This is a genomic window from Streptomyces hoynatensis (genome assembly GCF_003626535.1).
Taxonomy (GTDB): Bacteria; Actinomycetota; Actinomycetes; order Streptomycetales; family Streptomycetaceae; genus Streptomyces; species Streptomyces hoynatensis.
This window is the reverse complement of record NZ_RBAL01000008.1, coordinates 97,344-121,856: the sequence shown is the minus strand read 5'-3', so window position 1 is coordinate 121,856 and position 24,513 is coordinate 97,344. Positions and strand designations below refer to the sequence as shown.

14 protein-coding genes (1 of these 14 cut by a window edge) are annotated in these 24,513 nt (G+C 74.7%); 7 read left to right on the top strand and 7 right to left on the bottom strand.

Annotated elements, in window-relative coordinates; genetic code table 11:
* Window positions 1-51: 51 nt before the first annotated feature.
* The 3 genes from D7294_RS15780 to D7294_RS15770 form a co-directional block, all read right to left on the bottom strand.
* Complete coding sequence (locus D7294_RS15780; protein WP_120680096.1) at window positions 52-273, bottom strand: hypothetical protein; 222 nt, start codon at window positions 271-273, stop codon at window positions 52-54.
* 123 nt (window positions 274-396) lie between these two features.
* A complete protein-coding gene (locus D7294_RS15775; RefSeq protein ID WP_120680094.1) occupies window positions 397-753 on the bottom strand; it encodes a DUF190 domain-containing protein in 357 nt (118 codons plus the stop codon).
* A 189-nt stretch (window positions 754-942) separates the two neighbouring features.
* Window positions 943-2,772 carry a glycoside hydrolase family 15 protein gene (locus D7294_RS15770; RefSeq protein WP_120680092.1) on the bottom strand — a complete coding sequence of 610 codons (1,830 nt, stop codon included), beginning with the start codon at window positions 2,770-2,772 and terminating at the stop codon, window positions 943-945.
* A gap of 338 nt (window positions 2,773-3,110) precedes the next feature.
* Between D7294_RS15770 and D7294_RS15765 the strand changes: the two genes are divergently transcribed.
* From D7294_RS15765 to D7294_RS15745, 5 genes are all read left to right on the top strand, one after another.
* Complete coding sequence (locus D7294_RS15765) at window positions 3,111-3,890, top strand: thioesterase II family protein (protein ID WP_120680090.1); 780 nt, start codon at window positions 3,111-3,113, stop codon at window positions 3,888-3,890.
* Window positions 3,891-4,305: 415 nt separating this feature from the next.
* On the top strand, window positions 4,306-7,164 hold the full coding sequence (locus tag D7294_RS15760) for a helix-turn-helix transcriptional regulator (protein ID WP_147450840.1): 2,859 nt from the start codon (window positions 4,306-4,308) through the stop codon (window positions 7,162-7,164).
* A 13-nt stretch (window positions 7,165-7,177) separates the two neighbouring features.
* Window positions 7,178-10,048, top strand: a complete 2,871-nt coding sequence (locus D7294_RS15755; RefSeq protein ID WP_120680087.1) for a helix-turn-helix transcriptional regulator — start codon at window positions 7,178-7,180, stop codon at window positions 10,046-10,048.
* Window positions 10,049-10,271: 223 nt separating this feature from the next.
* Window positions 10,272-13,076, top strand: coding sequence for an ATP-binding protein (locus D7294_RS15750; protein WP_147450839.1), 2,805 nt, complete (start codon window positions 10,272-10,274; stop codon window positions 13,074-13,076).
* A 715-nt stretch (window positions 13,077-13,791) separates the two neighbouring features.
* Window positions 13,792-14,478 (top strand): helix-turn-helix transcriptional regulator, encoded by a 687-nt coding sequence (locus D7294_RS15745; RefSeq protein WP_120680083.1) that lies wholly within the window; start codon window positions 13,792-13,794, stop codon window positions 14,476-14,478.
* Window positions 14,479-14,683: 205 nt separating this feature from the next.
* On the opposite strand, the gene D7294_RS15740 is transcribed toward D7294_RS15745, so the two are convergent.
* Both D7294_RS15740 and D7294_RS15735 read right to left on the bottom strand, forming a co-directional pair.
* Complete coding sequence (locus tag D7294_RS15740) at window positions 14,684-15,328, bottom strand: NAD(P)-dependent oxidoreductase (RefSeq protein WP_120680081.1); 645 nt, start codon at window positions 15,326-15,328, stop codon at window positions 14,684-14,686.
* 427 nt (window positions 15,329-15,755) lie between these two features.
* Window positions 15,756-16,826, bottom strand: coding sequence for an acetylserotonin O-methyltransferase (locus D7294_RS15735; RefSeq protein WP_241562397.1), 1,071 nt, complete (start codon window positions 16,824-16,826; stop codon window positions 15,756-15,758).
* Between the two features lie 411 nt (window positions 16,827-17,237).
* Here D7294_RS15735 and D7294_RS15730 point away from each other — a divergent pair, with 411 nt between their 5' ends.
* A complete protein-coding gene (locus tag D7294_RS15730; protein ID WP_120680070.1) occupies window positions 17,238-17,591 on the top strand; it encodes a DoxX family protein in 354 nt (117 codons plus the stop codon).
* A gap of 83 nt (window positions 17,592-17,674) precedes the next feature.
* On the opposite strand, the gene D7294_RS15725 is transcribed toward D7294_RS15730, so the two are convergent.
* Window positions 17,675-18,847 (bottom strand): cytochrome P450, encoded by a 1,173-nt coding sequence (locus D7294_RS15725; RefSeq protein ID WP_120680068.1) that lies wholly within the window; start codon window positions 18,845-18,847, stop codon window positions 17,675-17,677.
* Window positions 18,848-18,931: 84 nt separating this feature from the next.
* Window positions 18,932-20,275: a crotonyl-CoA carboxylase/reductase gene (gene ccrA, locus D7294_RS15720; RefSeq protein ID WP_120680066.1), complete on the bottom strand. Its 1,344-nt coding sequence runs from the start codon at window positions 20,273-20,275 to the stop codon at window positions 18,932-18,934.
* Window positions 20,276-20,869: 594 nt separating this feature from the next.
* Between ccrA and D7294_RS15715 the strand changes: the two genes are divergently transcribed.
* Window positions 20,870-24,513: the start of a type I polyketide synthase gene (locus tag D7294_RS15715; protein WP_120680064.1), read on the top strand. 25,387 nt of this gene lie beyond the right edge of the window; 3,644 of the gene's 29,031 nt are visible here — the first part of the coding sequence; it begins with the start codon at window positions 20,870-20,872; its stop codon lies beyond the right edge, outside the window.

The following is a 24,513-nucleotide window of genomic DNA, read 5'->3' as shown; positions in this document are numbered from 1 at the left end:
CTCGCCCGCCGCCCGGTCCTCCCCGGCCCCGTCGCCCCTCGCCCCGGGCGGCTAGGAGCTCTCCGCGCCGCAGTGCGGGCAGGACCAGCCGCCGCCCTCCTCGGCGACGGTGGGGGAGTGGTCGCAGTAGGGGCAGTTCAGGGCCGCCTCCGGATCGCGGGGGCGCAGCGGCGACACCTGGGTGAGCAGCATGCGGGCGAGGACCTCGGACTCGGCGCCCAGCACGAGCGTCCTGCCGTTCACGTCCCGGCCCTGCACCTGCGCGTAGCTCATTCCGCCTCCCTGGAGCGGTCGCCGCCGCACGCTCGCCCGGCGGCAAGGTTCAGCCTAGGTTTTTCACTCCACCGCCGCTGTCACCCGAACGGGTGGGGTCGCGTCCTGGCAAATGACCGCAGGTCAGGGCCACTCGGCCTGCCGGTCGCGCCTGACCACCTCGACGGGCTCCAGCGTCACCAGGCCCACGCCCTCCAGCTCGTCGAGCCGCGGCAGGAAGGCCCGCACCCGCCGCGCGTCGTCCACGATCACCACCGCAACGGGCAGGTCCTCGCTCAGCGAGAGCAGCCGCTGGGTGTGCACGGTCGCGGAGCCGCCGAAGCCCTCGATCCCCCGGAACACGCTGGCCCCGGCGAGGCCGGCCGCGTGCGCGCGGTGCACGATCTCGTCGAAGAGCGGCCGGTGGTGCCACACGTCGCTCTCCGCCACGTATGCCGTCAGCCGCAGCGCCTCGCCGCCCGTCGCCGCCTCGCCGCTCATCGCCGCACCGTCCTCGTCTCCGCCGTCCGCTCCGTTGCTCGGCCGTTCCCCGGTTCCGCCGTTCCCTGGCCTGGTCGTTCCCCGGCCTCGTCGTTCCGTCCCGTGCCGGCCGTCCGCCGTGCCGGCCGTCCGGCGCCCCGTTCCCCGTCCGGCCCGCCGCCGCCGGGTACCCGGCAGGGGCCGGGCGACTCAGGCGGACCGCGCGGTGTCCTCCGCCCGGGCGATGGCCCAGGCCGCGTTGACCAGGCCGATGTGGCTGAAGGCCTGCGGGAAGTTCCCGCCGAGCAGGCCGGAGCGCGGATCGACCTGCTCGGCCAGCAGCCCGAGGTCGTTGCGGTGTCCCGCGGCCCGCGAGAAGGTCTCCCGCGCCGCCGCCACCCGCCCCGCGAGCGCCTGGGCCTGGGCCAGCCAGAACGTGCACAGCAGGAAGCTGCCCTCGGCTCCGGCCAGGCCGTCCACGCCGGGCCCGGTGCGGTAGCGGGCGACCAGGCCCCGGGAGTCGGTCAGCCCCTCGGCCACCGCGTCCAGGGTGCGCAGCACCCGGGGGTCCGTGGCGGGCAGGAAGCCGGTGATCGGCAGCATCAGCGCGGAGGCGTCCAGGGCGCTGCTGCCGAAGGACTGGGTGAACGCCCCCACCTCCTCGTTCCAGCCCCGCTCCAGGATCTCCGCGCGCACCCGTTCTCTGGCCCGCTCCCAGTCGCCGATCCGCTCCCCGGCGTCCAGGCGGTCCGCGAGCGCCAGCGCCCGGTCGAGCGCCACCCAGCACATCAGCTTCGAGTACAGGAAGTGCCGCGGCTCCCCCCTGATCTCCCAGATGCCGTGGTCCTCGGTGTCCCAGGCCCCGGCCGCCGCGTCGGCGAGGCCGGGCAGGAAGAGCCGCAGCGCCGGGTCGGCGGCGTCCAGTTGCTCGGCGAAGCGGGCCGCCGTGTCCAGCAGCTCCCCGTAGACGTCCAGCTGGGGCTGGCGCCAGGCCCCGTTGCCGACGCGCACCGGCCTGCTGCCGCGCCAGCCGCCCAGATGGGCCAGCTCCCGCTCCGACAGGTCGTGTTCCCCGCCGATGCCGTACATGATCTGGAGCCGGGAGCCGGTCCAGCTGGTGGCCGCCGCGTCCTTCATGAAGGCGAAGAACTCGTCCGCCTCGTCGGGGCAGGCGGCCACCCACAGGGCGTCCATGCTGAACGCCGCGTCGCGCACCCAGGAGTAGCGGTAGTCCCAGTTCCGGGTGCCGCCGGGCTCCTCGGGCAGGGAGGTGGTGACCGCGGCGACGATCGCGCCGGTCGGCTGGTACGAGAGCGCCTGCAACACCCGGCCCGAGTGCCGCACCAGGTCCTGCCAGGGGCCCCGGTAGCCCTCGTGCTCCCGCGACCAGGCCCGCCAGGACTCCACGGTGTCCCGCAGCCGCCGGCGCAGCTCCCCGGCCCCGTGCAGGCCGGGGGGCGCCCCGCCCAGCGGGCCCCAGTGCAGCCCGAAGGAGAGCTCCTCGCCGGCGCGCAGGGCGGCCCGCGCGGACATCCCCTCCTCGTCGCGGCGGTGCGCGAGCGGCGTGGACAGGGCGAGCAGGTCGGCGCCGCCGCGGGCGAACAGGCCCCCTTCGTGCTCCGTGAACTGGGGCCGCACCAGGCCGTACTCGGGGCGCGGGCGGAACTCGACGGCAAGTTCGACGCTGCCCTCGGTGGCGTGCACGTGCCGGATCAGCAGGTGGGCGGCCTCGGCGCCGAGCCGGTGGACCTGCGTGCAGCGGCCGGTGTCCAGGGCGTCGGTGAGCGCGAGCACCCCGCTCGGCGTGTGGAACTCGGTGCGCAGCACCATGGTCCCGTCGAGGTAGCGGCGCCGTACCTCGAACGGGCCCACCGGCCTGATCGACCAGGTGCCCGCCCGGTCGTCGAGCAGGGCGGCGAAGACGGCGGGGCTGTCGAACCGCGGGAAGCAGAGCCAGTCCACCGCGCCGGTGCGGCCGACCAGGGCGGCGCTGTGGCGGTCGGACAGCAGCCCGTAGTCCTCGATCGGGATGTTCGACATCTGCCTCACCGCCTGGCCGCTCGCCGCCCGGCGCCCGGCCGCGGGGCGGCCGCGCCTGGGCCCTCGGCCGCACCGTAACCCGGCGGCCCGCCCGCCGCCCGCCGGGGAACGCGCCCGCCGCCCCCTCCGGCCCGTCCGGCCCCTCCGTCTCCTTCGCCCCTGCCGTCTCCTCCGCCCCGGCGCCGTGGCCGGAACCCGCCGCCCGCGCGGCCGGCGGCCTCGGCCGCCGCCCCGCGGAAAGGGCACAATCTAGGGTCTTCATCAGCCCCCGAACTGCTTTGATGCCCTACGCCGGGCCGGTCCTGGCATCCGTAGGGCCGCACTCTTCGAGGAGAACCATGATTCCTGCCCGCGTGGATGTCGGCTTGTGGCTGCGGCGTTTCCACACGCCCGCGCCGAACGCCCCGCGCTTGGTCTGCTTCCCGCACGCGGGCGGCTCCGCGAGCTGGTACCACCCGATGTCGGCCACGCTCTCGCCCGGGCTCGAGGTGTACGCCGTCCAGTACCCGGCGCGCCAGGACCGGCGGACGGAAGCGGCGGACTACGAGATCGGCGACCTGGCGGAGTCGATCGCGGAGGCGGTCGCCAAGGGGCTGCTGGAGGGGCCGCGCAGGCCGCTGCTGTTCTTCGGGCACAGCATGGGCGCCGTGCTCGGCTTCGAGACCGCGCGGGCGCTGGCGCGGCGCGGGCTCAGCGGCCCCGACCACCTCGTCGCCTCCGGGCGCCGCTCGCCCACCACCCACCGCGAGGAGCGGGTGCACCAGCGGGACGACGCGGGGGTGCTCAGGGAGCTGCGGGAGCTGGACGGCACCGACGGCCGGCTGCTGCAGGACGAGGAGATCGTGCGGATGGCGATGCCGTCCATCCGGGCCGACTACCGCGCCATCGAGACCTACCGGCCGCGGGACGCCACGCCGGTGTCCTGCCCGATCACGGTGCTGACCGGGGACGCCGACCCCAAGACCACCGTGGAGGAGGCCCTCGCCTGGAAGGAACTGACCACCGGGGGCTTTGCCTCGAAGGTGTTCCCCGGCGGGCACTTCTTCCTCGTCCAGCATCAGCAGGCCGTCTACGAACTGCTCCGCTCGCTGGCCGCCGAGGCCGCCGTGGCGGGCTGAGGGGACGGGGAACCAGCGCCGTGGCCCGCGCGTCATCGAGAGCAACGGCCCGCGGATCATGGCGAATTGTTGACCGTTCATCACTCGACCCGGACGCAGGCCGCACTATAGGCTGCGGCTGGCCGTCGGCCCTCCGGCCAGCGGGAACGCCCAGCAGAACGCCACGTGTCGCCACATTTTTCCGGAGGTTCCCCCGGAAGAACCGTCGAGTTCGTCCACACGTCCCCTGCTCTCCGTCTTCCCTCGTCCTTCCCCCACCGGTTTCCGCAGCTTCCGCCGTCCCTTCCGTCTCCCTGCTTCCGCCTTCCGGAGTTTTCTCGCTTTTCCCTGCTCATCTCCCTCTTCGAAATTCTCAGGCTTGTCGGGATTTTCAGGCTTTGGGTACGAATCACCGGGCGACCGTGAGGGGCCGAACGTGGCACAAGCGCCAAGCCGGCTGACGATTCCGGCCGGACCCGGGCTTCCGGCCACGCCGCCGCCCGGCCCCGGGGACCGGGGGCGCCCCCTGGTCGAGCGGGAGCGGCAGCGGCGGGCGCTGCGCGCCGCCATCAACGGCCTGCACGGCGGGCGTTCGCAGTGCGTGCACGTGGTCGGGCCGCCGGGCAGCGGGCGCAGCGCCGTCCTGGCCGACGCCGCCTCGGCCGCCCGGCGCGGGGGCGGCACCGTCGTCACGGCGCGCGGCTGCCTCGCGGAGGCGCGCGTGCCGTTCGCCGTGGCCGAGCAGCTGCTGGCCGGGCCGCTCGGCGCCCAGGCCCCGGGGGAGGAGGTGCCCTGGCAGGCCACCGACCCGGCCGCGCTGTGCGCCCGGCTGACGGGCCTGGCCCGCACCGCCCCGCTCGTCGTGATCGTCGACGACGCCCACCTGGCCGACCCCGGCTCCCGGGAGGTGCTGCACCTGCTGACGGTGCGGCTGCACCACGCGCCGATGCTCCTCGTGCTCGGCTCGCCCGCCCCCTGGCTGGCGGGCGAGGGCGAGGCCGGCGGCGACGAACTCGCCCTGGAACTCCCGCCGCTGAGCCAGGCCGGGCTGCGCACGGCGCTCGGGCAACTCGGCGGCGGCGGGCTGCCCACGGACTTCGTCCGCCGGGCCCACGCCGCCACGGCCGGCAATCCGAAGCTCCTCGTCGCGGCCTGGACCGAGTTGCAGGACAGGCAGCAACAGCGCCCCTCGGCGGCGGAGTTCGCCGCCGCGGCGGCCAGGAGCCGCGCCGCCCAGGTGGAGGCCGCCCTGGACGCCCTCGCCCCGCCCGCCCTGGAACTGCTGCGGCTGCTGACCGTCGCGGGCGGGGACCTCGACCCGCGGCTGCTGGCCGGGCTGGCGAGCGGCGCGGCCAGGCGGCCCGAGGCGCTGGAGGAACTGCGCGCCCACGGGCTGGTGACCGGCGCCGACCGCCCGCTGCCCGCCGACGCGGTGACCGCGGAGCGCGTGCTCGCCCTCATGGGCCCGGCCGAGCGCCGCCGCCACTACGCGGAGGTGACCGCGCTCGCCCACCGTTCCGCCGCGCCCGACCGGACGGTGGCCAGGCTGCTGCGCGCCTCGGGCGGCGCCCCCGAACCCTGGCAGCGCGCCGTGCTGGCGCGCCGCGCCGAGGCGGCCGTCGCCGTGCGCGACGACCGCGAGGCGGCGGCCCTGCTCGGCCGCGCGGCGGGCGACTGGCCCGACGCCCACAAGGACGCCTCCGCCTGCATCGAACTGGCTTGCGCCGAGGTGGCGTTGCGGCCCGCCCTCAGCGACCGCATCCTCGTCCAGGCCACGGCGGACCGCGCCGCGAGCCCGCCGGCCGTCCGCAGCCGCCTGGCCGCCCTCGACCTGCTGCTGCTGCGCGGCGAGGCGGCCGCCGCGCGGCGCGCCGCGCTGGCCGCCCTGGAGCGCGTGGCCCACGACCCGGGCGCCGCGCCCCCCGCGGGAGCCGACGAGCGCGAGCGGGAGTACAGCTCCCTCGCCGCCCTCGCCGACCTGGCCACGGCGCTGGGTCCGGCCGGGGCCGCGGTGCCCGCCAGGACCGCCGACCTGCCGCCGCTGCCCACCGACCCGGTCGGCGCGGGGGTACTCGCCCTCAAGCACGCGATGGCAGGGCGCGACCTGGAACGCACCCGGCACCTCGCCAAGTCGGCGCTGGTGCCCGGCCTTTCCGAACAGCCGCTGCTCGCGCCCCGGCTGGCCGCCTGCGCCGCCCTCACCCTCGCCGACGACGTGGCGGAGGCAGAGGCGGGCCTCGCCGCCGTCCTCGGCCACGCCCAGCGCCGCGGGCGCCGCGTCGGCGCCGCCTTCGCCTGCCTCGGCCTGGCCGTCGCGGCCCGGTTCCGCGGCGAACTCGACGCCGCCGACCACCATCTGACCCGGGCCCTGACGGAGCTGCCGCTCTCCGGCTGGCACCCGGTGATCCGGCCCTTCCCGCTGGCCTACCGCGCCTGGGTGGCCCTGGAGCGCGGGGCAGTCGACCAGGCGGAACGCGCCCTGTCCATCCCGCTGCCCGAGGCCGCAGAGGACGGCGCCGCCTGGGCGTACCTGCTGTTCGCCCGCGGCCTCGTGGCGCTGCGCCGCGGCGAACACCGGCGGGCGCTGCGCGACCTGACCCAGGCCGGGCGCGGGCTCGCCCACCGGCGGGCCGTCAACCCGGTGATGATCCCCTGGCAGGCGCACGCCGCCGAGGCCGCCGAGGCACTCGGGGACGACGCCACCGCCGCCTTGCTGCGCGAGGAGAGCTTCGGCCTGTCGCTCGCCTGGGGGACGGCGAGCGCCGTCGGCACCGCCCTGCTCACCGGGGCCGCGGCCGAGACCTCGCCCGGCGCGAAGCGCTCGGGCTTCGGGCGGGCCGAGCGGATGCTGCGCGAGTCCCCGGCCAGGCTGCGGCACGCGGAGGCGCTGCGCGCCATGGCCGAACTCGGCATGGTGCCCGACCCGTACGCCGACCCCGGGCCCGCCCGGCGGCCCGCGCGCCGCCCCCGGCGCGAGTCCGCGGGGACCAGGATGCGGGGCAGGCCCGCCGCGCAGCCGGCCCAGGCGCCGCGCGCCGCCTCCCGGGCCGGGGCCGCGGACCGGTCCGGTGCGGGGCGCCAGGGCGGCGCCGCCTCGCCCGCCGGCGACCCGCGGCTTTCCCCGGCGGAGGCCAGGGCCGTGGAGTACGCGGTGGCCGGCCTCACCAACGCCGAGATGGCCGAGAAGCTGGCGGTCACCAGGCGCACCGTCGAGTACCACCTCACCCACGCGTACCGGAAGCTCGGCGTCACGAGCCGCGCCGAGCTCGCGACTGTCTTCGCCCTCGGGGGCTGAGGGGAGCCACGGGATGCTGCTGGAGCGGTCGGAGGAGCTGTCCGTGCTGCGGGCGGCCGTTCGCGCGGCCCAGGAATCCAGGGGAAGCACCATCGTCGTCGGCGGGCAGGTCGGCAGCGGCAAATCGGCGCTGCTGCAGAGCTTCGCCGGGCTCGCCGCCGACCTCGGCGCCGTCGTGCTGCGGGCGAGCGCCTCCCCGGTGGAGCGGGACTACCCCTACGGCGTCGTCAGGCAGTTGCTCGAACCGCTGGCCGCCTCCGCCCCCGAGGCGCACCGCGACTGGCTCCTCGGCTTCGCCGCCTCCGCGCCGCGGCAGGCGCCCTCCCGGGTGGCCGGGCCGGCCCAGGGCCACCGGCCCGCCGGGCGCGGGCTGCCCGCCGCCCTGCCCGAGCCGGCGGGTGACCCCGGCGAGGAGGCCGCGGCGGCGGGCCGGGTCGCCAGGACCGTGGGGGCCGCGGTCGCCAGGGTGGCGCAGCGCGAGCCCGTGGTGCTGCTCGTCGACGACCTCCAGTGGGCGGACGAGGCCTCGCTGGTGTGCCTCACCTACCTCGCGGCCAGGACCGAGGGCGGCAACCTGTGCCTGGTGGCCTCGGTGCCCGCCCTCCAGGCCGGCATCGAGGGAGCCTCCGTGCGTCACCTGGTGCGGCGGGCCGACCGGGTGCTCACGCTGCGCCCGCTGTCCCAGCGCGCCGTCAGGTCGCTGGTGATGGACACCTTCAGGGAGCCGCCGACCGACGCCTTCGCGGCGGCCTGCCGCTGGATGTCGGGCGGGAACCCGCTGCTGCTGCGCGCCGTCCTCTCGGACCTGATGCTGAACGGGCACCGGCCCACGGACGAGGCCGTGGACCAGGTGTACGCGGCCAGGCCCGGCACCCTGCGGGACCGGCTCTTCGCCCGGATACGGGTCATGCCGGAGCCGCTGACCGCGGTGCTGCGGGCGCTGGCCTGCCTGGGCGACCTCGCGCCTGAACTGGCCGGCCCGCTGGCCGGCCTGGACGCCGTCGGCTACGAGGAGAGCTGCGCCGCGCTGCGCGCCCTGGGCCTGCTCGGCGGCCGGAGCACCCCGGAGCTGGTGCACCCCGTGGTGCTCGACGCGGTCGAACGGGCCACCTCCGCGGCCGAGGCCGACGCCCTGCACCTGGCCGCCGCCAGGCTGCTGTACCGCGCCGGGTACCCGGCGCACACGGCGGGGGAGCACCTGCTCGCCCTGCCCGCCAGGCACGACGAGTGGGCGGTCGGCGTGCTGCGGGCCGCCGCGGACTCCGCCGTGGAACTCGGCGACGCCCAGGCCGCCGCCCGCTTCCTGCGCCGCGGGCTGCTCGACGTCGAGCCGGAGGACCGCCGCCGCGGCGACCTGCTGCTGCGGCTGGCCGAGGTGGAGCGCGCCACCGACCCGGCCGCCTCGGTCCGGCACGTGATCGAGGCCGTGGACCTGGCCGGCGCCCCCTGGGCCAGGGCCGAGGCCCTGACCCGGCTCTCGCCGCTGCCGCTCGGCACCGCCCCGCCCTCGCTCGCCGACGTCCTGCGCACCGTCGCGAACGAACTCGGGCCGCCCGACCGGCTCAGCGGCGCGGACCGGGAGCTCGCGCTGCGCCTCGAAGCCCGGCTGCGCGCCGCGGAGCCGGGGGACCCGCACGAGGTGGAGTCGGCCGCCCACCGGCTGTTCTCGCTCGACCAGGCGGTGTGCCTCGACAGCGCCCCCGGGCGTGAACTGCTCTGTGTGCTCCTGGAGTTCGCCGCCCTGTCCGGGCGGATTCCGGCGGCGGAGGTGATCGAGACCGGACGGCGCATCCTGGCCAGCGAGCCGGCCACCCGGGCCTATCCGCACACGGCGCTGCCGATGCCGGCCACCGCGCTGGTGCTGGCCGGGCAGCCGGGGCTTGTGGCCGGCTGGCTGGAGGGAACGGCCGGGCAGGCGGGCACCGCGGACCCGCTGCTCGCGCCGGCGCTGAAGGCCACCGAGGCGCTGACCCTGATCGCCGCGGGCCGGGCCGAGGAGGGCGCGGCCCGCCTGCTGTCCTGCGTGGAGGCGGTCGGCCCCCGGTGCCTGGAGATCCTCACCACGGCGGGGCTGCTGCGCGCCGCCGTGGGCCGGCAGATCGACCAGACGAACCGGGCGGAGGTGGCGGAGGCCGTCCTGGCCGCCGTCGACGGCGACTCCCGGCTGCCCGTGGTCTCGGTGGTCGGCCGCATCGCGACCGTCTCGCGGGCCGTGGAGCAGCGGGACTTCGCCCAGGCCGGGCATCACGTCCTCGACCTGGGCAGGCAGTTGGAGCGCGCGGGCTGGACCAACCCGGCGGTGGTGCCCTGGCGCAGCTACGCCGCGCTGATCCGGCACCGGGCCGGCGAGGCGGAGGCGGCGGAGCTGGCGGCCGAGGAGTTCACGCTGGCCGCCAGGTGGGGCGAGGCCACGGCGATGGGCCGGGCCCTGCGGGTGCGCGGCACGCTGACGCCGGGGGAGGAGGGCGTCGCCCTCCTGCGGGACGCCCTCGACATCCTGGAGGAGTCGCCCGACCGCTCCGAACGGGGCCGCACCCACCTGCTGCTCGGCAACCGGCTGGCCAAGGCGGGCGTCTCCTACGCCGAGGCGCACCTGCGGCAGGGGCGGGCGCTGCTGGACGACTGCGGCCCGAGCCGGGCCCACCGCCAGGAGGGCGCGCCGGTGCCGCCGGGCCCGCACCCCAAGTCGGGAGTCGATCTCACCAACGCCGAGCGGCGCGTGGTCGAGCTGGCGCTGACCGGCATGACGAACCAGGCCATCGCCGACGAACTCGAGGTCAGCTGCCGTGCCGTGGAGAAGCACCTCACGAGCACCTACCGGAAGCTGGACGTCGCGGGGCGGCACGCCCTCAAGGACGTGTGGCCCCTGCTGTCCCCGGGGTGAACGGCCCCGCGCGGGCCCCCGGGACGCGGGCCTCTCCCCGGGACATCGGGAGAAGATGGCGGTTTCCCGAGCGCCAGGAGGGCGGTTGGTGCATGCTTGGTGAACGCCCGGCGTGGCGGGGCCCGTCCGGCGCCCGCGCCCCTTCCGCCATTCCCATGGCGCGCCGTGGCTGATATCAATACCTGTCAATCGGCCACAGCACTGGAGCCGTCCCGCGCAGGGCGTGGGCCAAGTCGAGGAGGTTGCGGTCGACGGCGGTCGATTCCCCAGCGACCTCATGGTGGGCAGGGCCCGTGAGGTGGAGCACATCCGTGCCCGGCTGGCCGCGGCGCTGGGCCCCACGGACCCCGCCGACCCGCTCCGCGAGCGGCTGCTGCTGCTGAACGGCCGGCCGGGCAGCGGGAAGACGACCGTGCTGAACGCCGTGCTCGCCCAGCCGCCGGGCGAGGCCGCCGTGCTGCGGGCCGCCGGCCTGGCCGCGGACCGCGCCCTGCCCTACGGCCTGGCGAGCCGGCTGCTCGGCGAGCCGCCGCCCGCCGGCCGGGTCCCGGCCGGGCCCGCGGAGCAGGAGCTGCTGCACTCCCTCCACCTCCTCGTGAGCCCCCGCGCGGCGCGCGGTCCGCTGCTCCTCGCGGTGGACGACCTGCACCTGGCCGACGGTCAGTCCCTGCGCTGGCTTGGCTACCTGCTGCGGCGGAGTGCAGAGCTGCCGCTCGCCGTGCTGGCGACCGCCCCGGCGCCGACGCCGGACCACGTGCTCGAAGCGCTGGCCGACCTGCTCCCCGCCGTGGCCGACGGCCGGTTGCGGCTGCTTCCGCTCGGGGCGCCGGCGGTGGCGGAGCTGATCGAGGCCCGCTGCCGCCGGGCGCCCGACCTCGCCTTCGCCACCGCCTGCCGCCGCCTGTCCGGCGGCAATCCGGCGCTGCTGACCCGGCTGCTGGACGCGGTGGTGCGCGCGGGGCTGCCCCCCGACCGCAGGGCGGTCGCCCGTCTGGAGTCGATCGCCGCGGGGCTGCTCCGCGAGGTGATCCCGACCTGGCTGGACGCGCAGCCCCCCGTGGTGCGCGACGTCGCCCGTCACCTGGCGGTGCTCGGCTCGCCCTCCGCCCACCTGCTGGCCGCCCTCGGGCGCGTGCCGGCCAGGGAGGTGCCGGGCGCGCTCGGCGCGCTGCGGGACAACGGCGTGCTGGCCGCGGACGGCGAGAGCTTCGCCCACCCGCTGGTCAGGGAGGCGGTGCTGGGTGCCGTCCCGCCCGCCGAGCTCGCCGCGACCAGGCTGCGGGCCGCCCGGCTGCTGAACGACGCGGGCCGGCGCCCCAGGGTCGTGGCCGACCAGATCCTGCTGGCCGGCGGCGCCGGGCACGCCTGGGCGGCCCGGGTCCTCGTGGAGGCGGCCAGGGAGGCGGTCGCCGGGGACGCGTTCGAGGCCGCGGCCCGCTACCTGGAGCCGCTGGTCGAACGCGCCCCGGAGGACGCCGGGTTGCGCCGTCAGCTGGCCGGCGTGCTCGCGCAGCGCCGGCCGGCCGAGGCGCTCGCGGAGTACCGGGAGGCGCTGCGGCACGAGGGGCACCCGCGCCGGCGGGCGGCGCTCGCCGTGGAGGTGGCGGCGACCGCGGTCGCCGCGCGGCGGTCCGCCTCCGTCCTGGCCGACCTGGAACGCGAGCTGGACGCGCTCGGCCGTGCCGGGGAACCGCTCTCGGGTCCCGAGCGGGAACGGCGGGCCTGCGTGGAGGGCGCCGTGCTGCTCGCCGGGCTCCAGGAGAGCGCCACCTGCGCCAGGACCAGGGAGCGCGCCGCCGCGATGCACCCTCCGGCGGGGGAGACTCCCGACGAGCGGCTGCTGCTGGCGATGCTGGCGGTCGAGGGCACCATGCGAGGCGACGCGCCCGGCCGGATGGCGGCCCTGGCCCGCCAGGCGCTGCCGCTGGACGACGTCGACGTGCACGGCAGGACCGTGCTGGCCGCCTCCTTCGTGCTCACCGCCGCCGACGAGCCGGGGGCGGCGCTCGGGCCGCTGGGCCGGGTGGTGGCGCACTGCGCGCGGCGCGGCCTGGTCGCGACGCACTGCCAGGCGCTGAGCGCGCGGGCCGCGGCCCGCCACGCGGCCGGTGACCTGGTGGAGGCGGTGGCGGAGGCGGAACTCGCCCTGGAGATCGCGCGGCAGGAGTCCTGGCGCGACGGGGAGGTGCGGCCCGCGATCGTCCTGGGGGCGGCCCTCGCGCTCGGCGGTGCGGCGGAGCGGGCCGAGCGGGTGCTGGCCTCGATCGACGCCAGGGCGGTGGCGGGACTGGCCAGGGAGTACCCGGCCTACCTGATGGCCAGGGCGCTGACCAAGGTGCAGACCGGGGACCTGGTGGAGGCGCTGCGCCTGCTGCGGCGCTGCGGGGCCGGCCTCGCCGAGAGCGGGCTGACCAATCCGCTGGTCGAACCCTGGTGGGCGGAGGCGGCGTTGCTGCTCGCCGCGCAGGGCCGCGTCCGCGAGGCGATGCCGCTGGTGGAGTGGGGCGAGCAGCTGGTGGAGCGGTGGGACGTGCCGCGGGCCAGGGGCCTGCTGCTGACCGCCCAGGCGGCGACCAGGTCGGGGCAGGCGGCGGTGGAGACCTGGGAGCGGGCGGCCGAGGCCCTGGAGAAGTCCTCGGACGACCTCGGCCGGCTGCGGGCCGAGTACCACCTGGGCCGGGCGCTGTTGCAGGCCGGGCACACCAGGCAGGCGCGGCACCGGCTGAGGACGGCGGCGGACCTGGCCACCCGCTGCGGCGCCCGCCCGGCGGCGGAGGCCGCCCGCACGCTGCTGCTGCGCGCGGGCGGGCGCATGCGCCCAGGTTCCGGGTCGAAAGCGGACGTTCTCACAGATCGCGAACGGCGGGTGGTCTCCCTGGCCCTCGACGGCCGTACCAACCGCGAAATCGCGCAGCGGCTGACCGTCACTCCGCGGACGGTTGAAGTCCACCTCACTAACGCCTACCGGAAACTCGGGATCTCCGGCCGCGCCGAATTGGCGGAGGCATTGGCCCACGAAATCGTTTGATTTTCAAGTTTATTCGGGGTCGCTGTGCGTGTTCGCGGGCGCATTCGGTGGCTTGGGGGTTTTCGGGGCGAATGTCCGGGACTTCGGTGGGGTGGGGGCAAGCCGGGCGAAACGGGCGCTCCTTGCGGCTCGCCATCGGCCACCGTATCGACTTCCGCCGAAAACGCGGACGTTACATGTCACCGGCCGTGTACGGGCGCCTGCGGCGGGTATCCATCGCGCTAAGGTTCCGCGGCGCGGCCCGGCGAGGCGTTGCGGGGGTGGTTCGGTGGTGTTTCCGCCGGTCGGTCGCCGCTATCGCCAAGAGTCGCGAGGGCCGGGCTGATCGCGTTGACGCAGGCACCGACCGTGTCGGCCGCGCGCGATCGCACATGCGAAAATAAGAGCAAACTGCGAAGCGGGGGGCCGCGCCCGGGCCGCGAGGGGAGGGGCCGTGGCCTCCCGGCGGGGCTGACGAGGCGTCAGAACCTCAAATTTTCACCATCCGTACACGAGTGGCAGCAGTTCGTGTCGCCGTACCGAACCTTGGGCGGGGGCACCGAACCCCCTTCGGTGCGGTACCACCACAGGATTAGCGGTGAAGAGGCGGCGTCCGTTGATATAAGCGTTCGCTCTCCGTATCGTTGCTGCCGACCAAGGGCGTCATACGGGGTGACGCGACAATTGTTGCGTGGTCGGCGGGCCGATTCCTGGACGGTCCGCAGGAGGGCGACTCATGGACGTCAATTCCTATTCGTACCTGCAAGTTGTGGATTCTCCCAGCGAAACGGTGACCGCGCACAGATACGCGGAGGCTTATCAATCCCTCGTTGAGCGATCGGGGATGTGTATCGCTCTCGTTGACTTGGGGTTTCGGATTGTTGAAGCCAACGATCATTTTCGCGAGGAGCTCGGTGGTCCCCACGATGTGGTGGGGCGTGAATTGGTCGACTACCTTCACCAGAGCAGCCACCCGCTGCTCGGCAGCGCGCTGAACCGCATGGTGGAAGGGCGCAGCCCGCGGGCGGTGGAGCGGGTCTTCGCCCTGCGCAAGGGGGACCAGATGGCTCCGGCCCAGCTCACGGCCGTCGCCGTCAGGAACGAGCACCCGATCTTCTCGATGATCGTGGTTTTACTGCAATGGGATTCGGCGGCCGGCCCGGTCGGCCGGGCCTCGGCGCACAAGCGCATCCTCAGCGAAATCGACGCCCGCATTCTCGAGGGCGTGGCGACGGGCATGTCGACGGTGAATCTCGCCGCCAAGCTCTATCTCAGCAGGCAGGGCGTGGAGTACCACGTCGGGAAGATGCTGCGCCGGCTCAAGGTGGCCAACCGCGCCGCCCTGGTGTCCCGCGCGTACGCCACCGGCATCCTCAGCCCCGGCACCTGGCCGCCCCGGGTCGCCCCGGAGTGCATCAGGTAGCCCACCGCGAGGCGGCGCCGAAGGGGCCGCCGCCCTTGCGGGCCGGTCCCCCCTGAGGCGGGCCGGCACCTTCCGGACACGGCGTTGCCCGGCGGGCCTTGCGGCCCGCCGGGCAACCTGCTTTCCTCCCCTGCCACCGTCCCGCCCCGCCCCCACGGCGGCGGGGCGGGCGGGCGGTACGGCCTTCCGCTCCGCGTCCCGACCCTCAGTAGCCCACGGTGAAGCGGCGGCGCCGGTGCCGCGGGCGCTCGATCTCGTCGAGGAAGGCGATCGCGTAGTCCTCGCCGCCGATCGTGGACATCCCGTTCCTGCTCACCAGCACCTCGCCCCCCACCCGGTACTCCCCGGTGCGCGAGCCGGGGGCGTGGGCGCCGAAGAAGGCGGCCGGGCTCAGATAGAACCAGTCGACGGCCGCGGGCAGTTCCCGCAGCGCGGTCAGCGCCCGCAGGTGGCTGGTGGCCTCGGGCTTGACGAAGTCGGGGAAGCCGGGGGAGTCGAGAAGCAGGGGGCCGCCCTCGGTGACGTGCAGGCTGCCCGCGCCGCCGACCACGCCGAGGCGGCAGCCGCCCGCGGCGGCGGCCGCGCCGATCTCCGGCACCGAGTCGGCCAGCTCCACCCCCTCGTCGCCCTTCTTGCCCGGCACCGCAAGCGCCAGCACGTCCGCATCCGCGGCCACCTGGCGCACGAAGGCGGCGTCGTGCACGGAGCCGGCCAGGGGGACGAGGCCCTGGCGCCCGGCGAGCGCGTCGGTCTTGCGGGCGAGGCCCACCACCTCGTGCCCGCGGGCCAGCGCCTCGTTCACCAGGTGGCGGCCTGCGTAGCCGGTGGCGCCGAATACGGCGATCCTCATGCTCTTCCTCTCCCACGGGTGCCACGGGCCCAGCGTGCAAAGGCCCACGCGGCAGGGCCCGTTCGGCGCCGCCAGACCCGAGTTCCCCGAGGGCGCGGCGCGTTCCGGTGGCGCGAGGGCCCCCGGCCGCCTGCCGCCCCGACGACCGAACCCCGCGGCGAGGGGTACCGCGGGGTGATCGGCGACCGGCGACGCGCGCGCAGGGTGGGCCCGGCGTCCTCCCGGTCACCGCAGTTCCCCGGCGGGTGGCCCGGGAACGGCTCCACCGTAAGCGTGGGGCCGCTGGCAAATCACTAGAGCGTTCCCCGGGGCGCCCCCGCGTTCCCCGCGGGCCGGCCCGGGGGCGCCGACCGGCGCAAACGCCCCGCGCGGACGGGCACGCGGGGCGGCACAGGGGGCGGCGCGGGAGAGGCACGGCGGGCGCGGGTCACGCCTTCGTCGCGCACAGGATGCCGTGGGCGACGAGGGCCCCCGGCATCGTGGACAGGTCCTGGGCGACGGTCTTGGTGACCGTGAACCCGCACTCCTCGAGCCAGCGCCGGTAGGTCGACATCTTCTGCGGCCCGCCCTTGCCCATCGTGCAGCCGAGGAAGTACGCGGGGAAGAAGTCGACGCCCGCGCTGGCCGGGTCCTTGATGTCCTCCGGGTACACCGGCACGAGGATGTTGACCCTCCCGCCGGGCTCCAGGGCCTCGTTGACGCCGGTGAGAATCCGCAGCACGTCCTCCCGGTCCCACATGTCGAGGAAGTTCTTGATCAGGACGACGTCGAAGCCCTTGGGGACCCCGTCGAAGACGTCGCCGCCGATGAAGGAGCAGTGCTCCTCGACGCCGTGGGCCCGGAAGTTCTCCAGGCTCGGGGCCTCCTTCTCCGGCAGGTCGAAGGTGGTCACGTGCAGCCCGGGCGAGGCGTTGTTCCGGTAGGTGAGGATGGCGCCGAAGCCGGTGTTGCCGGCCAGGTCGAGCACCTTGGAGCCGGCCGGGATGTCCACGTTGCTCCAGAACCAGGGGTCGTTCTGGCCGGTGACGCCGTCCATCATCGGCGCCCAGGCCTCGCGCAGCTCCGTGTGCTCGCCGGCGGCGGCCTCGTACAAGTTGCCCTGGAATCCAAAGAGTTTGTCAAGCCCGACGACCGTGCCGGTCTTCACGCTCTCGGTGAGATAAAATATCTGGCGGAGCATGACCACCTTGATCATGTTCAGGAAGCTCACCACATGCTGGAGCGCGGGCTCGGGGATGCCGCCGAAGAAGGGCCCGGGGAAGTAGGCGCCTGCCTCCTCGTCATAGCGGAGGAAGTCCTCCTTGACCAGCAGGAAGAGGAGTTGTTCCACGGCGTCGGGCTTGGCGCCGACGGCCTCGCCGAGTTCGGCCGCGGTCATGCGGCCGTTCTTCCGGAGCGCGTCGATCACGCCGAGTTCACAACAGGTCAGCAGGGTCATGAAGCGTGTGGGCCCCACCATGTACTCGCGAAGCCGTGCGAAAGTTTCCTCTACCGTCATGGATCTGACTCCTTCGGGTCGGGTGTGAGCACCACCGCGGAGGACGCCGTGCACACCACCGCGCGGAGGGCATGCCCCGGCCCCGGGGGGCAGGAGGAATTCCGGCAGCGCCCTGGCCGCTGACGTCCCGTGTGGACGGTGGCGTGGACGGTGGTTCGGGCACTGTACCGGCGACGGGGGGAACGCGCCCACCGGGACATGTCGGCCCCGTCTCGCCTCCCGCGGCCCGGGAAGGGCCCCCGCCGCAGGTTGCGGGGGGTCTCCGGGGGACCGGCGCGCTTGCGCGGCTGCTCCGGGAACTAGTGATTTCCGAGTCCCGCGGGGGACAGACTTCGAACGAAGCGCCACGCGCGTCTCCAGCCGCGCACCATTCTCCGGTCCCCCCTCGCTTCCTCACGAAGGAGAAGCTCCATGGCGGTCACGTCCCTGGTCATGTCGATCGTGCTGGCGGCACTGATCCTCATGTCCGGAGCGCCGAAGGTGGCGCAGCAGGAGAGGATGGTCACGAACGCGGAGCATCTCGGCTACTCGGCCGCCGCCTTCAGGAACATCGGGCTGCTCGAAGTGGCCGCCGCGGCCGGCCTGATCGTCGGTCTCTTCTGGAAGCCGCTCGGCATCGCCGCCGCCGTCGGCCTGGTGGCCCTGATGGTCGGCGCGGTGCTGGCACACCGCAGGGCAGGCGACGGCGGCCGGGAGACCTTCCCCGCGGCGTGGGTCGGGCTCCTGTCGGCGGCCACCGCCGTGATCACCGTCCTCGGGCTGTGACCGGCGGGAGGTGAGCACGACGGTGGCCGGGGCCGGCCCGGAAGACGCGGGCCGGCGGAAAAGCGGCGGAAGGCGGCAGCCGGCTACCAGGTGACGGGCAGCTCGTTCACGCTGTGGACCATCGCGGACGAGCGCCGGAAGCGCAGCTCCTCGTGCGGGACGGCCAGCCGCAGGTCCGGAATCCGCTGCACGAGGGTGAGCAGCGCGACCTGGAGCTCCACGCGCGCGAGGAACTTGGCGATGCAGCTGTGCCTGCCGTGCCCGAAGGCCAGCGGGCTGGTGCCCGAGCGCGTGATGTCGACGCGGTCGGGCTCCGGGTAGACGCTCTCGTCGCGGTCGGCCGACGAGGTCAGGGCGATGACGCCCTCGCCCTCCCTGATGACCTGCCCGGCGAGCTCCACGTCCTCCATGGCGACCCGGGCGACGCCGTGCTGCATGACGTTCTGGTTGCGCAGCAGTTCCTCGACCGCCCCGGCGATCAGCTCGGGCTCCTCGCGCAGCCGCCGGCCGACCTCGGGGTTGCGCAGCAGCGCCAGGGTGCTGAGCGAGATGGAGCTCGCCGTCGTGTCGTAGCCGGCCGACAGCAGCATCATGCCCATCACGACGGCCTCGTTGCGGGTCAGCTCGCCCTTGCGGATCCGCTGGGCGGCCAGGCGGCCGAGCACGTCGTCGGTGGGCCGCCGCTCCTTCTCGGCGACCAGCTGGTTCATGTAGCCGAACAGGGCCGCCGCCGAGGCGTTGCGGGCGGCGGGGTTCGGGTTGCCCTCGACCAGGGTGTTGATCCACCGGCCGAAGGCGGTCCGGTCCTTGTAGGGCACCCCGAGCAGGTCGCAGACCACCATCAGCGGCACCGGGCGGGCGAAGACCGTCACCAGGTTCACCGGCTTGGGGCTCGCCAGCAGCTCGTCGATCCGCTCGTCGACGATCTCCTGGATGCGGGGCCTGAGCGACTCGGCGTGCTTCTTGGTGAACTGGCTCATGATCATGCGCCGGTAGCGGGTGTGCTCCGGCGGGTCCACCGCCACGAACGCGCCCGGCTGTGGCGCGACGGGGAAGTAGAACCCTCGTGGATAGCCCGGGGCGGCGACCCGGGAGCTGAAGCGCTCGTCGGCGAGGACGCTTCTGACGTCCTCGTAGCGGCTCACGAGCCAGGCGTCCTCCCCTGAGGGCAGGGTGACGGGCAGGACCGGTTCCTCCTGCCTGAGTCTGGTGTACTCGCCGGGGAGGTCGAGCAGTCGGCCCTCGTCGCGGGGCATCGGGAAGGGGCATCGGTGCCGAGGTGGGGGAATCTCGTTCACGAAGGTATCCCTACTTTCATAGTGACTTCGTGCGTGGCCAGCTCATTCCTGGAAAGTCCTGAATCGGTTGATCGCGTCCAGGTGCCGTTCCCTCAGCTCGTGGTTGCGCACGCCGAGCCCCTCCTCGGGTGCCAGACACAGGACGCCGACCTTCCCCTGGTGGACGTTGCGGTGCACGTCCAGGGCGGCCTGCCCCGCGTCCTCGAGCGGGTACACGTTGGACAGCGTCGGATGGATCTTCCCCCTGCTCACTAGCCTGTTGGCCTCCCACGCCTCGCGGTAGTTCGCGAAGTGGGTGCCGATGATGCGCTTGAGATTCATCCACAAGTAGCGGTTGTCGTACTGGTGCTGATAGCCGCTGGTGGAGGCGCAGGTGACGATGGTGCCGCCCCGCCTCGTCACGTAGACGCTCGCACCGAACGTCTCCCGGCCCGGGTGCTCGAACACGATGTCCGGATCTTCCCCGCCGGTCAGTTCCCGGATCTTGGCGCCGAAGCGGCGCCACTCCTTCGGGTCCTGCTCGTGTTCGTTCTTCCAGAAGCGGTATCCCTCGGCGCTGCGGTCGATGACCAGCTCGGCCCCCATCCGGCGGCAGGTCTCCGCCTTCTCCGGGCTGGACACGACGCAGACGGGGATCGCGCCGCCCGACAGCGCGAGCTGTGTGGCGTACGACCCGAGTCCGCCCGAGGCGCCCCAGATGAGCACGGTGTCCCCCTGCTTCATCGCGGCGCCGTTGGAGGAGACGAGCTGCCGGTAGGCAGTCGAGTTGACCAGCCCGGGGCTGGCCGCCTCCTCCCAGGTGAGGTGAGCCGGCTTCGGCATCAGCTGGTTCGCCTTGACCAGGCTCAGCTCCGCGAGACCACCGAAGTTGGTCTCGAACCCCCAGATGCGCTGCGCCGGGTCGAGCATGGTGTCGTTGTGCCCGTCGGCGGACTCCAGCTCCACCGAAAGGCAGTGCGCCACCACCTCGTCGCCCGGCTTCCACGCGCTGACCCCGGGGCCGGTGCGCAGCACCACGCCCGCGAGGTCGGAACCCACCACGTGGTAGGGCAGATCGTGCCGTGCCGCGAGCGGAGACGTCCTGCCGTAGCGGCGCAGGAAGTCGAAGGTCGGCAGCGGCTCGAAGAGCGCGGTCCACACGGTGTTGTAGTTGACGGCGCTGGCCATGACCGCGATCAGGGCCTCGCCCGGGCCGAGCTCCGGGGTGGCGACCCGGTGCATGTGCAGCGACTTCGCCGGGTCCCGGTCCGAGGCAGGCATGCCCTTGAACATGTCGACCTCGTCGGCGAGCACCACGGTGGCGCGGTAGTCCTGCGGCACGGGCAGGGCGGCGAAGTCCTCCGACGTCGCCTCGCCCGACAGCACCGCACTGACGATCTCGTCCATCTGGAACCCTCTCGAAAGTCTTCTCGAAGCTATCCCGTACCGGCCGTGTTAATCGTGCGAACCGGATGGGACCGAGTGAACCGCGTTGCCGCCCAGAGATCGTGACGCGCCGTCGCGCCGGTGTGCCTGCACCGCGGTGCCGCGTGTGCCCGCGCCCGGCAGGCCGGCCCGGGACCGCTCCCGAGCGCGCAACGGGCGCAGCAAAGACCCCCCTTCGCCGCGGCGCATCGGCTCTGTGGCCGATGCTGACGTGCCCCGCCTTAGGCAATTCCTTAGACACGCTTTGGCCGGTCACGCCATCGTGCCCGCCGCACCGCCGGATGCCGCCGGACCAGGGGCGGTTGGGGTGCCTGGTGCGCTCAGACTCTAGGGGATTTTCGAGCGGCGCCAGAAGAGACTTCGCATATGGCGGTTGCGTGCGCGACCGGTGTGCGTTCACCGGCATCGTCCCCCGGGGCCCGTTCTGTGGCCTGTCGGGGCCCGGCGCATGCCCGCCGGGTGGTCTGGTCCCTTGACCGCGCTTGTCGTGGCAAACGCCAGATGCGGTGCGTGATTCATGTCCGGCCTGTGGTTGTCGAGATGGGTTGAGTTGAGATGGACAACGAACAGAAGCTTCGTGACTACCTCAGGCGTGCCAGCGCGGACCTCCGGCGAACCCGGCAGCGGCTGAACGAGGTTGAGGCCGCGTCCCAGGAACCCATCGCCATCGTCGGCATGGGCTGCCGCTACCCGGGCGACGTGACCAGCCCCGAGGACCTCTGGCGGATGGTCGTCGCGGGCGAGCACGGCATCACGGAGTTCCCCACCGACCGCGGCTGGGCACCCGAGCTGCTGAGCATGTCGCAGACGAAGTCCGGCGGATTCCTGCACGACGCCCCGCAGTTCGACGCCGACTTCTTCCGGATCTCGCCGCGCGAGGCGCTCTCCATGGACCCGCAGCAGCGGGTCCTCCTCCAGGTCACCTGGGAGGCCCTGGAGCGCGCCGGCATCGACCCCACCTCGCTCAAGGGCAGCCAGACCGCGGTGTTCATGGGCGCGATGGCCCAGGACTACCAGGTCGGCCCGGGGGAGGGCGGCGAGGGCTTCCAGCTGCTCGGCAACTCCAACAGCGTCCTCTCCGGCCGCATCTCCTACAGCTTCGGCCTCATCGGGCCCTCCGTCACCATCGACACCGCCTGCTCCTCCTCCCTGGTGGCGATGCACCTGGCGGCCCAGTCGCTGCGCTCGGGCGAGAGCTCCCTCGTCCTCGCCGGCGGCGTGACGATCATGGCCAGCCCCACCACCATCGTCGAGTTCAGCCGCCAGGGCGGGCTCTCCGCCGACGGCCTGTGCCGCTCGTTCGCCGACTCGGCCGACGGGACCGGCTGGTCCGAGGGCGCCGGCGTGCTGGTGCTGGAACGCCTCTCCGACGCCCAGCGCAACGGGCACGAGGTGCTGGCCGTGCTGCGCGGCTCCGCCGTCAACCAGGACGGCGCCTCCAACGGCATGACCGCCCCCAACGGCCCCTCCCAGCAGCGGGTGATCCAGCAGGCCCTCATCAACGCCAGGCTGAGCAGCGACCAGATCGACGTCGTCGAGGCCCACGGCACCGCCACCACCCTGGGCGACCCGGTCGAGGCCCAGGCCCTGCTCGCCACCTACGGCCGAGGCCGCGACGCGGACCGCCCGCTGCTGCTCGGCTCCGTCAAGTCCAACCTCAGCCACACCCAGGCCGCCGCCGGCGTCGCCGGCGTCATCAAGATGGTCATGGCCATGCAGCACGGGCTGCTGCCCAGGACCCTGCACGTGGACACCCCCTCCACCCACGTGGACTGGGGCGCGGGCGCCGTCCGGCTGATCACCGAGAACATGCCCTGGCCCGAGTCCGGGGAGCCGCGCCGCGCCGCCGTCTCCTCCTTCGGGATCAGCGGCACCAACGCCCACACCATCATCGAGCAGGCCCCCGCGCCCGCCGCCCCCCAGGAGGAGGGGGCCGAGGCCCCCGAGCCGGTGGCCGCGGGACCCGTGCCCGTGCTGGTCTCCGGCCGCAGCCGCGAGGCCCTGGCCGCCCAGGCCGCCCGCCTCCTCGGCCGGCTGGACGCACTCGTCCCGGACGCCGGGCAGTCCGCCGAGGCCGCCGGGTCCGGGGTGCCGGCCGCCCTGCTGAACACGGCGTTCTCGCTCGCCACCACCAGGACCGGCTTCGAGCACCGCGCCGCCGTGACCGCCACCGGCCGCGAGGAGCTGCGGGCCGCCCTCGCGGCCCTGGCCGAGGGGGAGACCGGGCCGCACACCGTGCGCGGCAGCACCCTCGGCCGCGGCAAGCTGGCCTTCCTGTTCACCGGCCAGGGCGCCCAGCGCCTGGGCATGGGCCGGGAACTCCACGCGCGGTTCCCCGTCTTCGCCGAGGCCCTCGACGCCGCGTTCGCCGCGCTCGACCCGCACCTGCCGCGCCCGCTGCGCGAGGTCGTGTGGGCCGAGCCCGAGGGCGGCCCCGAGGGGCCGGAGGCCGAGGCCGCCCGGCGCACCCTGGAGCGCACCGAGTACGCCCAGCCTGCCCTGTTCGCCCTGGAGGTGGCCCTCTACCGGCTCGCCGAGTCCCTCGGCCTGAAGCCCGACTACCTGGCCGGGCACTCGATCGGCGAGATCGCCGCCGCCCACGTGGCCGGCGTGCTGTCCCTGGAGGACGCCGCCACGCTGATCACCGCCCGCGGCAGCCTGATGCAGGCCCTGCCCGAGGGCGGGGCCATGGCCGCGCTGCGCGCCGGCGAGGCGGAGGTCGCGCCGCTGCTGGCGGGGCGCGAGGAGCAGGTCTCGCTCGCCGCCGTCAACGGGCCCTCCTCCGTCGTCGTGGCCGGGGACGAGGAGGCCGTGGCCGAGATCGAGGCGCACTTCGCCGCCCAGGGCCGCAAGACGACCAGGCTGCGGGTCAGCCACGCCTTCCACTCGCCGCGGATGGCTCCCATGCTGGAGGAGTTCCGCGCCAGGCTCGCCGGCCTCGCATTCAGGCCGCCGCTGATCCCGCTGGTCTCCGCGGTGACCGGGGAGCAGGCCACCGTCGACGAGCTCACCTCGCCCGACTACTGGGTGCGGCACGCCCGCGAGGCCGTCAGGTTCGCCGACGGCGTCGCGTGGCTGGACGCCCACGGCGTCAGCGGCTACCTCGAACTCGGCCCCGACGGGGTGCTGTCCGCGATGACGCAGGAGTGCCTGGCCGAGCGCGCCGCCGAGGGCTCCCCGACCGCCGTGCCGCTGCTGCGCGCCGGGCGCGGCGAGCGCGAGGCGAGCACCGCGGCCCTGGCCGGCCTGTACGTGACCGGCGTCCCCGTCCGCTGGGAGGAGTTCTTCGCCGGCACCGGCGCCCGGCGGATCGACCTGCCCACCTACGTCTTCCAGACCCGGCGCTACTGGCCCAAGGGCGGCGGCCTGAACTTCGGCTTCGACCCCAGATCCTCCGGCCTCGGCGCGGCCCGCCACCCCCTGCTCTCCGCGGCCGTCTCGCTCGCCGACTCCGACGGCGCGCTGCTGACCGGCCGCCTTTCCCTGCAGTCCCACCCCTGGCTCGCCGACCACGCGGTGGGCGGCCGCGTGCTGCTGCCGGGCACCGCGTTCCTCGAACTCGCCATCAGGGCGGGGGACGAGGTCGGCTGCGACCGGGTGGAGGAACTGACCCTCACCGGCCCGCTCGTGCTGCCGGAGACCGGCGGCGTCCAGGTCCAGCTGTGGGTCGGCAAGGCCGACTCCGCGGGCCGCCGCAGCGTCACCGTCTACTCCCGGCCCGACGGCGACGAGGACCGGCCGTGGACGACGAACGCCACCGGCGTGCTGGCCACCGGGCCCGCCGCCGGCCGGGAGGCCGGGCCGGGCGAGACCTTCGACGCCACCCAGTGGCCGCCCGCCGACGCCACCGAGACCGACCTGACGGGCCTCTACGAGCGGCTCGCCGCCGAGGGCTTCGCCTACGGCCCGGTCTTCCGCGGGCTGCGCGCCGTGTGGCAGCGCGGCGACGAGGTCTTCGCCGAGGTCGAACTCCCCGGCGCGGAGGAGCCCGCCGAGTTCCAGGCCCTTCCCGAGCCGGCCGAGGGCGAGGCGCCCGCGCCGGCCCCGATCGGCCCAGGCACCGAGACCTTCGAGCTGCACCCGGCCGTCCTCGACGCGGTGCTGCACGCCTCGCGGTTCGTCGAGTTCGGCCCCGAGAGCCAGGGCGGCCTGCCGTTCTCCTGGGAGGGCGTCTCCCTGCACGCCAGCGGCGCCACCTC

What these genes read in the sequence shown, in the direction of transcription:
- D7294_RS15780 (WP_120680096.1), bottom strand. Translation starts at nt 273, where the DNA reads ATGAGCTACGCGCAGGTGCAGGGCCGGGACGTGAACGGCAGGACGCTC.
- D7294_RS15725 (WP_120680068.1), bottom strand. Translation starts at nt 18,847, where the DNA reads ATGCCCCGCGACGAGGGCCGACTGCTCGACCTCCCCGGCGAGTACACC.
- D7294_RS15755 (WP_120680087.1), top strand. Translation starts at nt 7,178, where the DNA reads ATGCTGCTGGAGCGGTCGGAGGAGCTGTCCGTGCTGCGGGCGGCCGTT.
- D7294_RS15740 (WP_120680081.1), bottom strand. Translation starts at nt 15,328, where the DNA reads ATGAGGATCGCCGTATTCGGCGCCACCGGCTACGCAGGCCGCCACCTG.
- D7294_RS15745 (WP_120680083.1), top strand. Translation starts at nt 13,792, where the DNA reads ATGGACGTCAATTCCTATTCGTACCTGCAAGTTGTGGATTCTCCCAGC.
- D7294_RS15775 (WP_120680094.1), bottom strand. Translation starts at nt 753, where the DNA reads ATGAGCGGCGAGGCGGCGACGGGCGGCGAGGCGCTGCGGCTGACGGCA.
- D7294_RS15730 (WP_120680070.1), top strand. Translation starts at nt 17,238, where the DNA reads ATGGCGGTCACGTCCCTGGTCATGTCGATCGTGCTGGCGGCACTGATC.
- D7294_RS15770 (WP_120680092.1), bottom strand. Translation starts at nt 2,772, where the DNA reads ATGTCGAACATCCCGATCGAGGACTACGGGCTGCTGTCCGACCGCCAC.
- ccrA (WP_120680066.1), bottom strand. Translation starts at nt 20,275, where the DNA reads ATGGACGAGATCGTCAGTGCGGTGCTGTCGGGCGAGGCGACGTCGGAG.
- D7294_RS15735 (WP_241562397.1), bottom strand. Translation starts at nt 16,826, where the DNA reads ATGACGGTAGAGGAAACTTTCGCACGGCTTCGCGAGTACATGGTGGGG.
- D7294_RS15765 (WP_120680090.1), top strand. Translation starts at nt 3,111, where the DNA reads ATGATTCCTGCCCGCGTGGATGTCGGCTTGTGGCTGCGGCGTTTCCAC.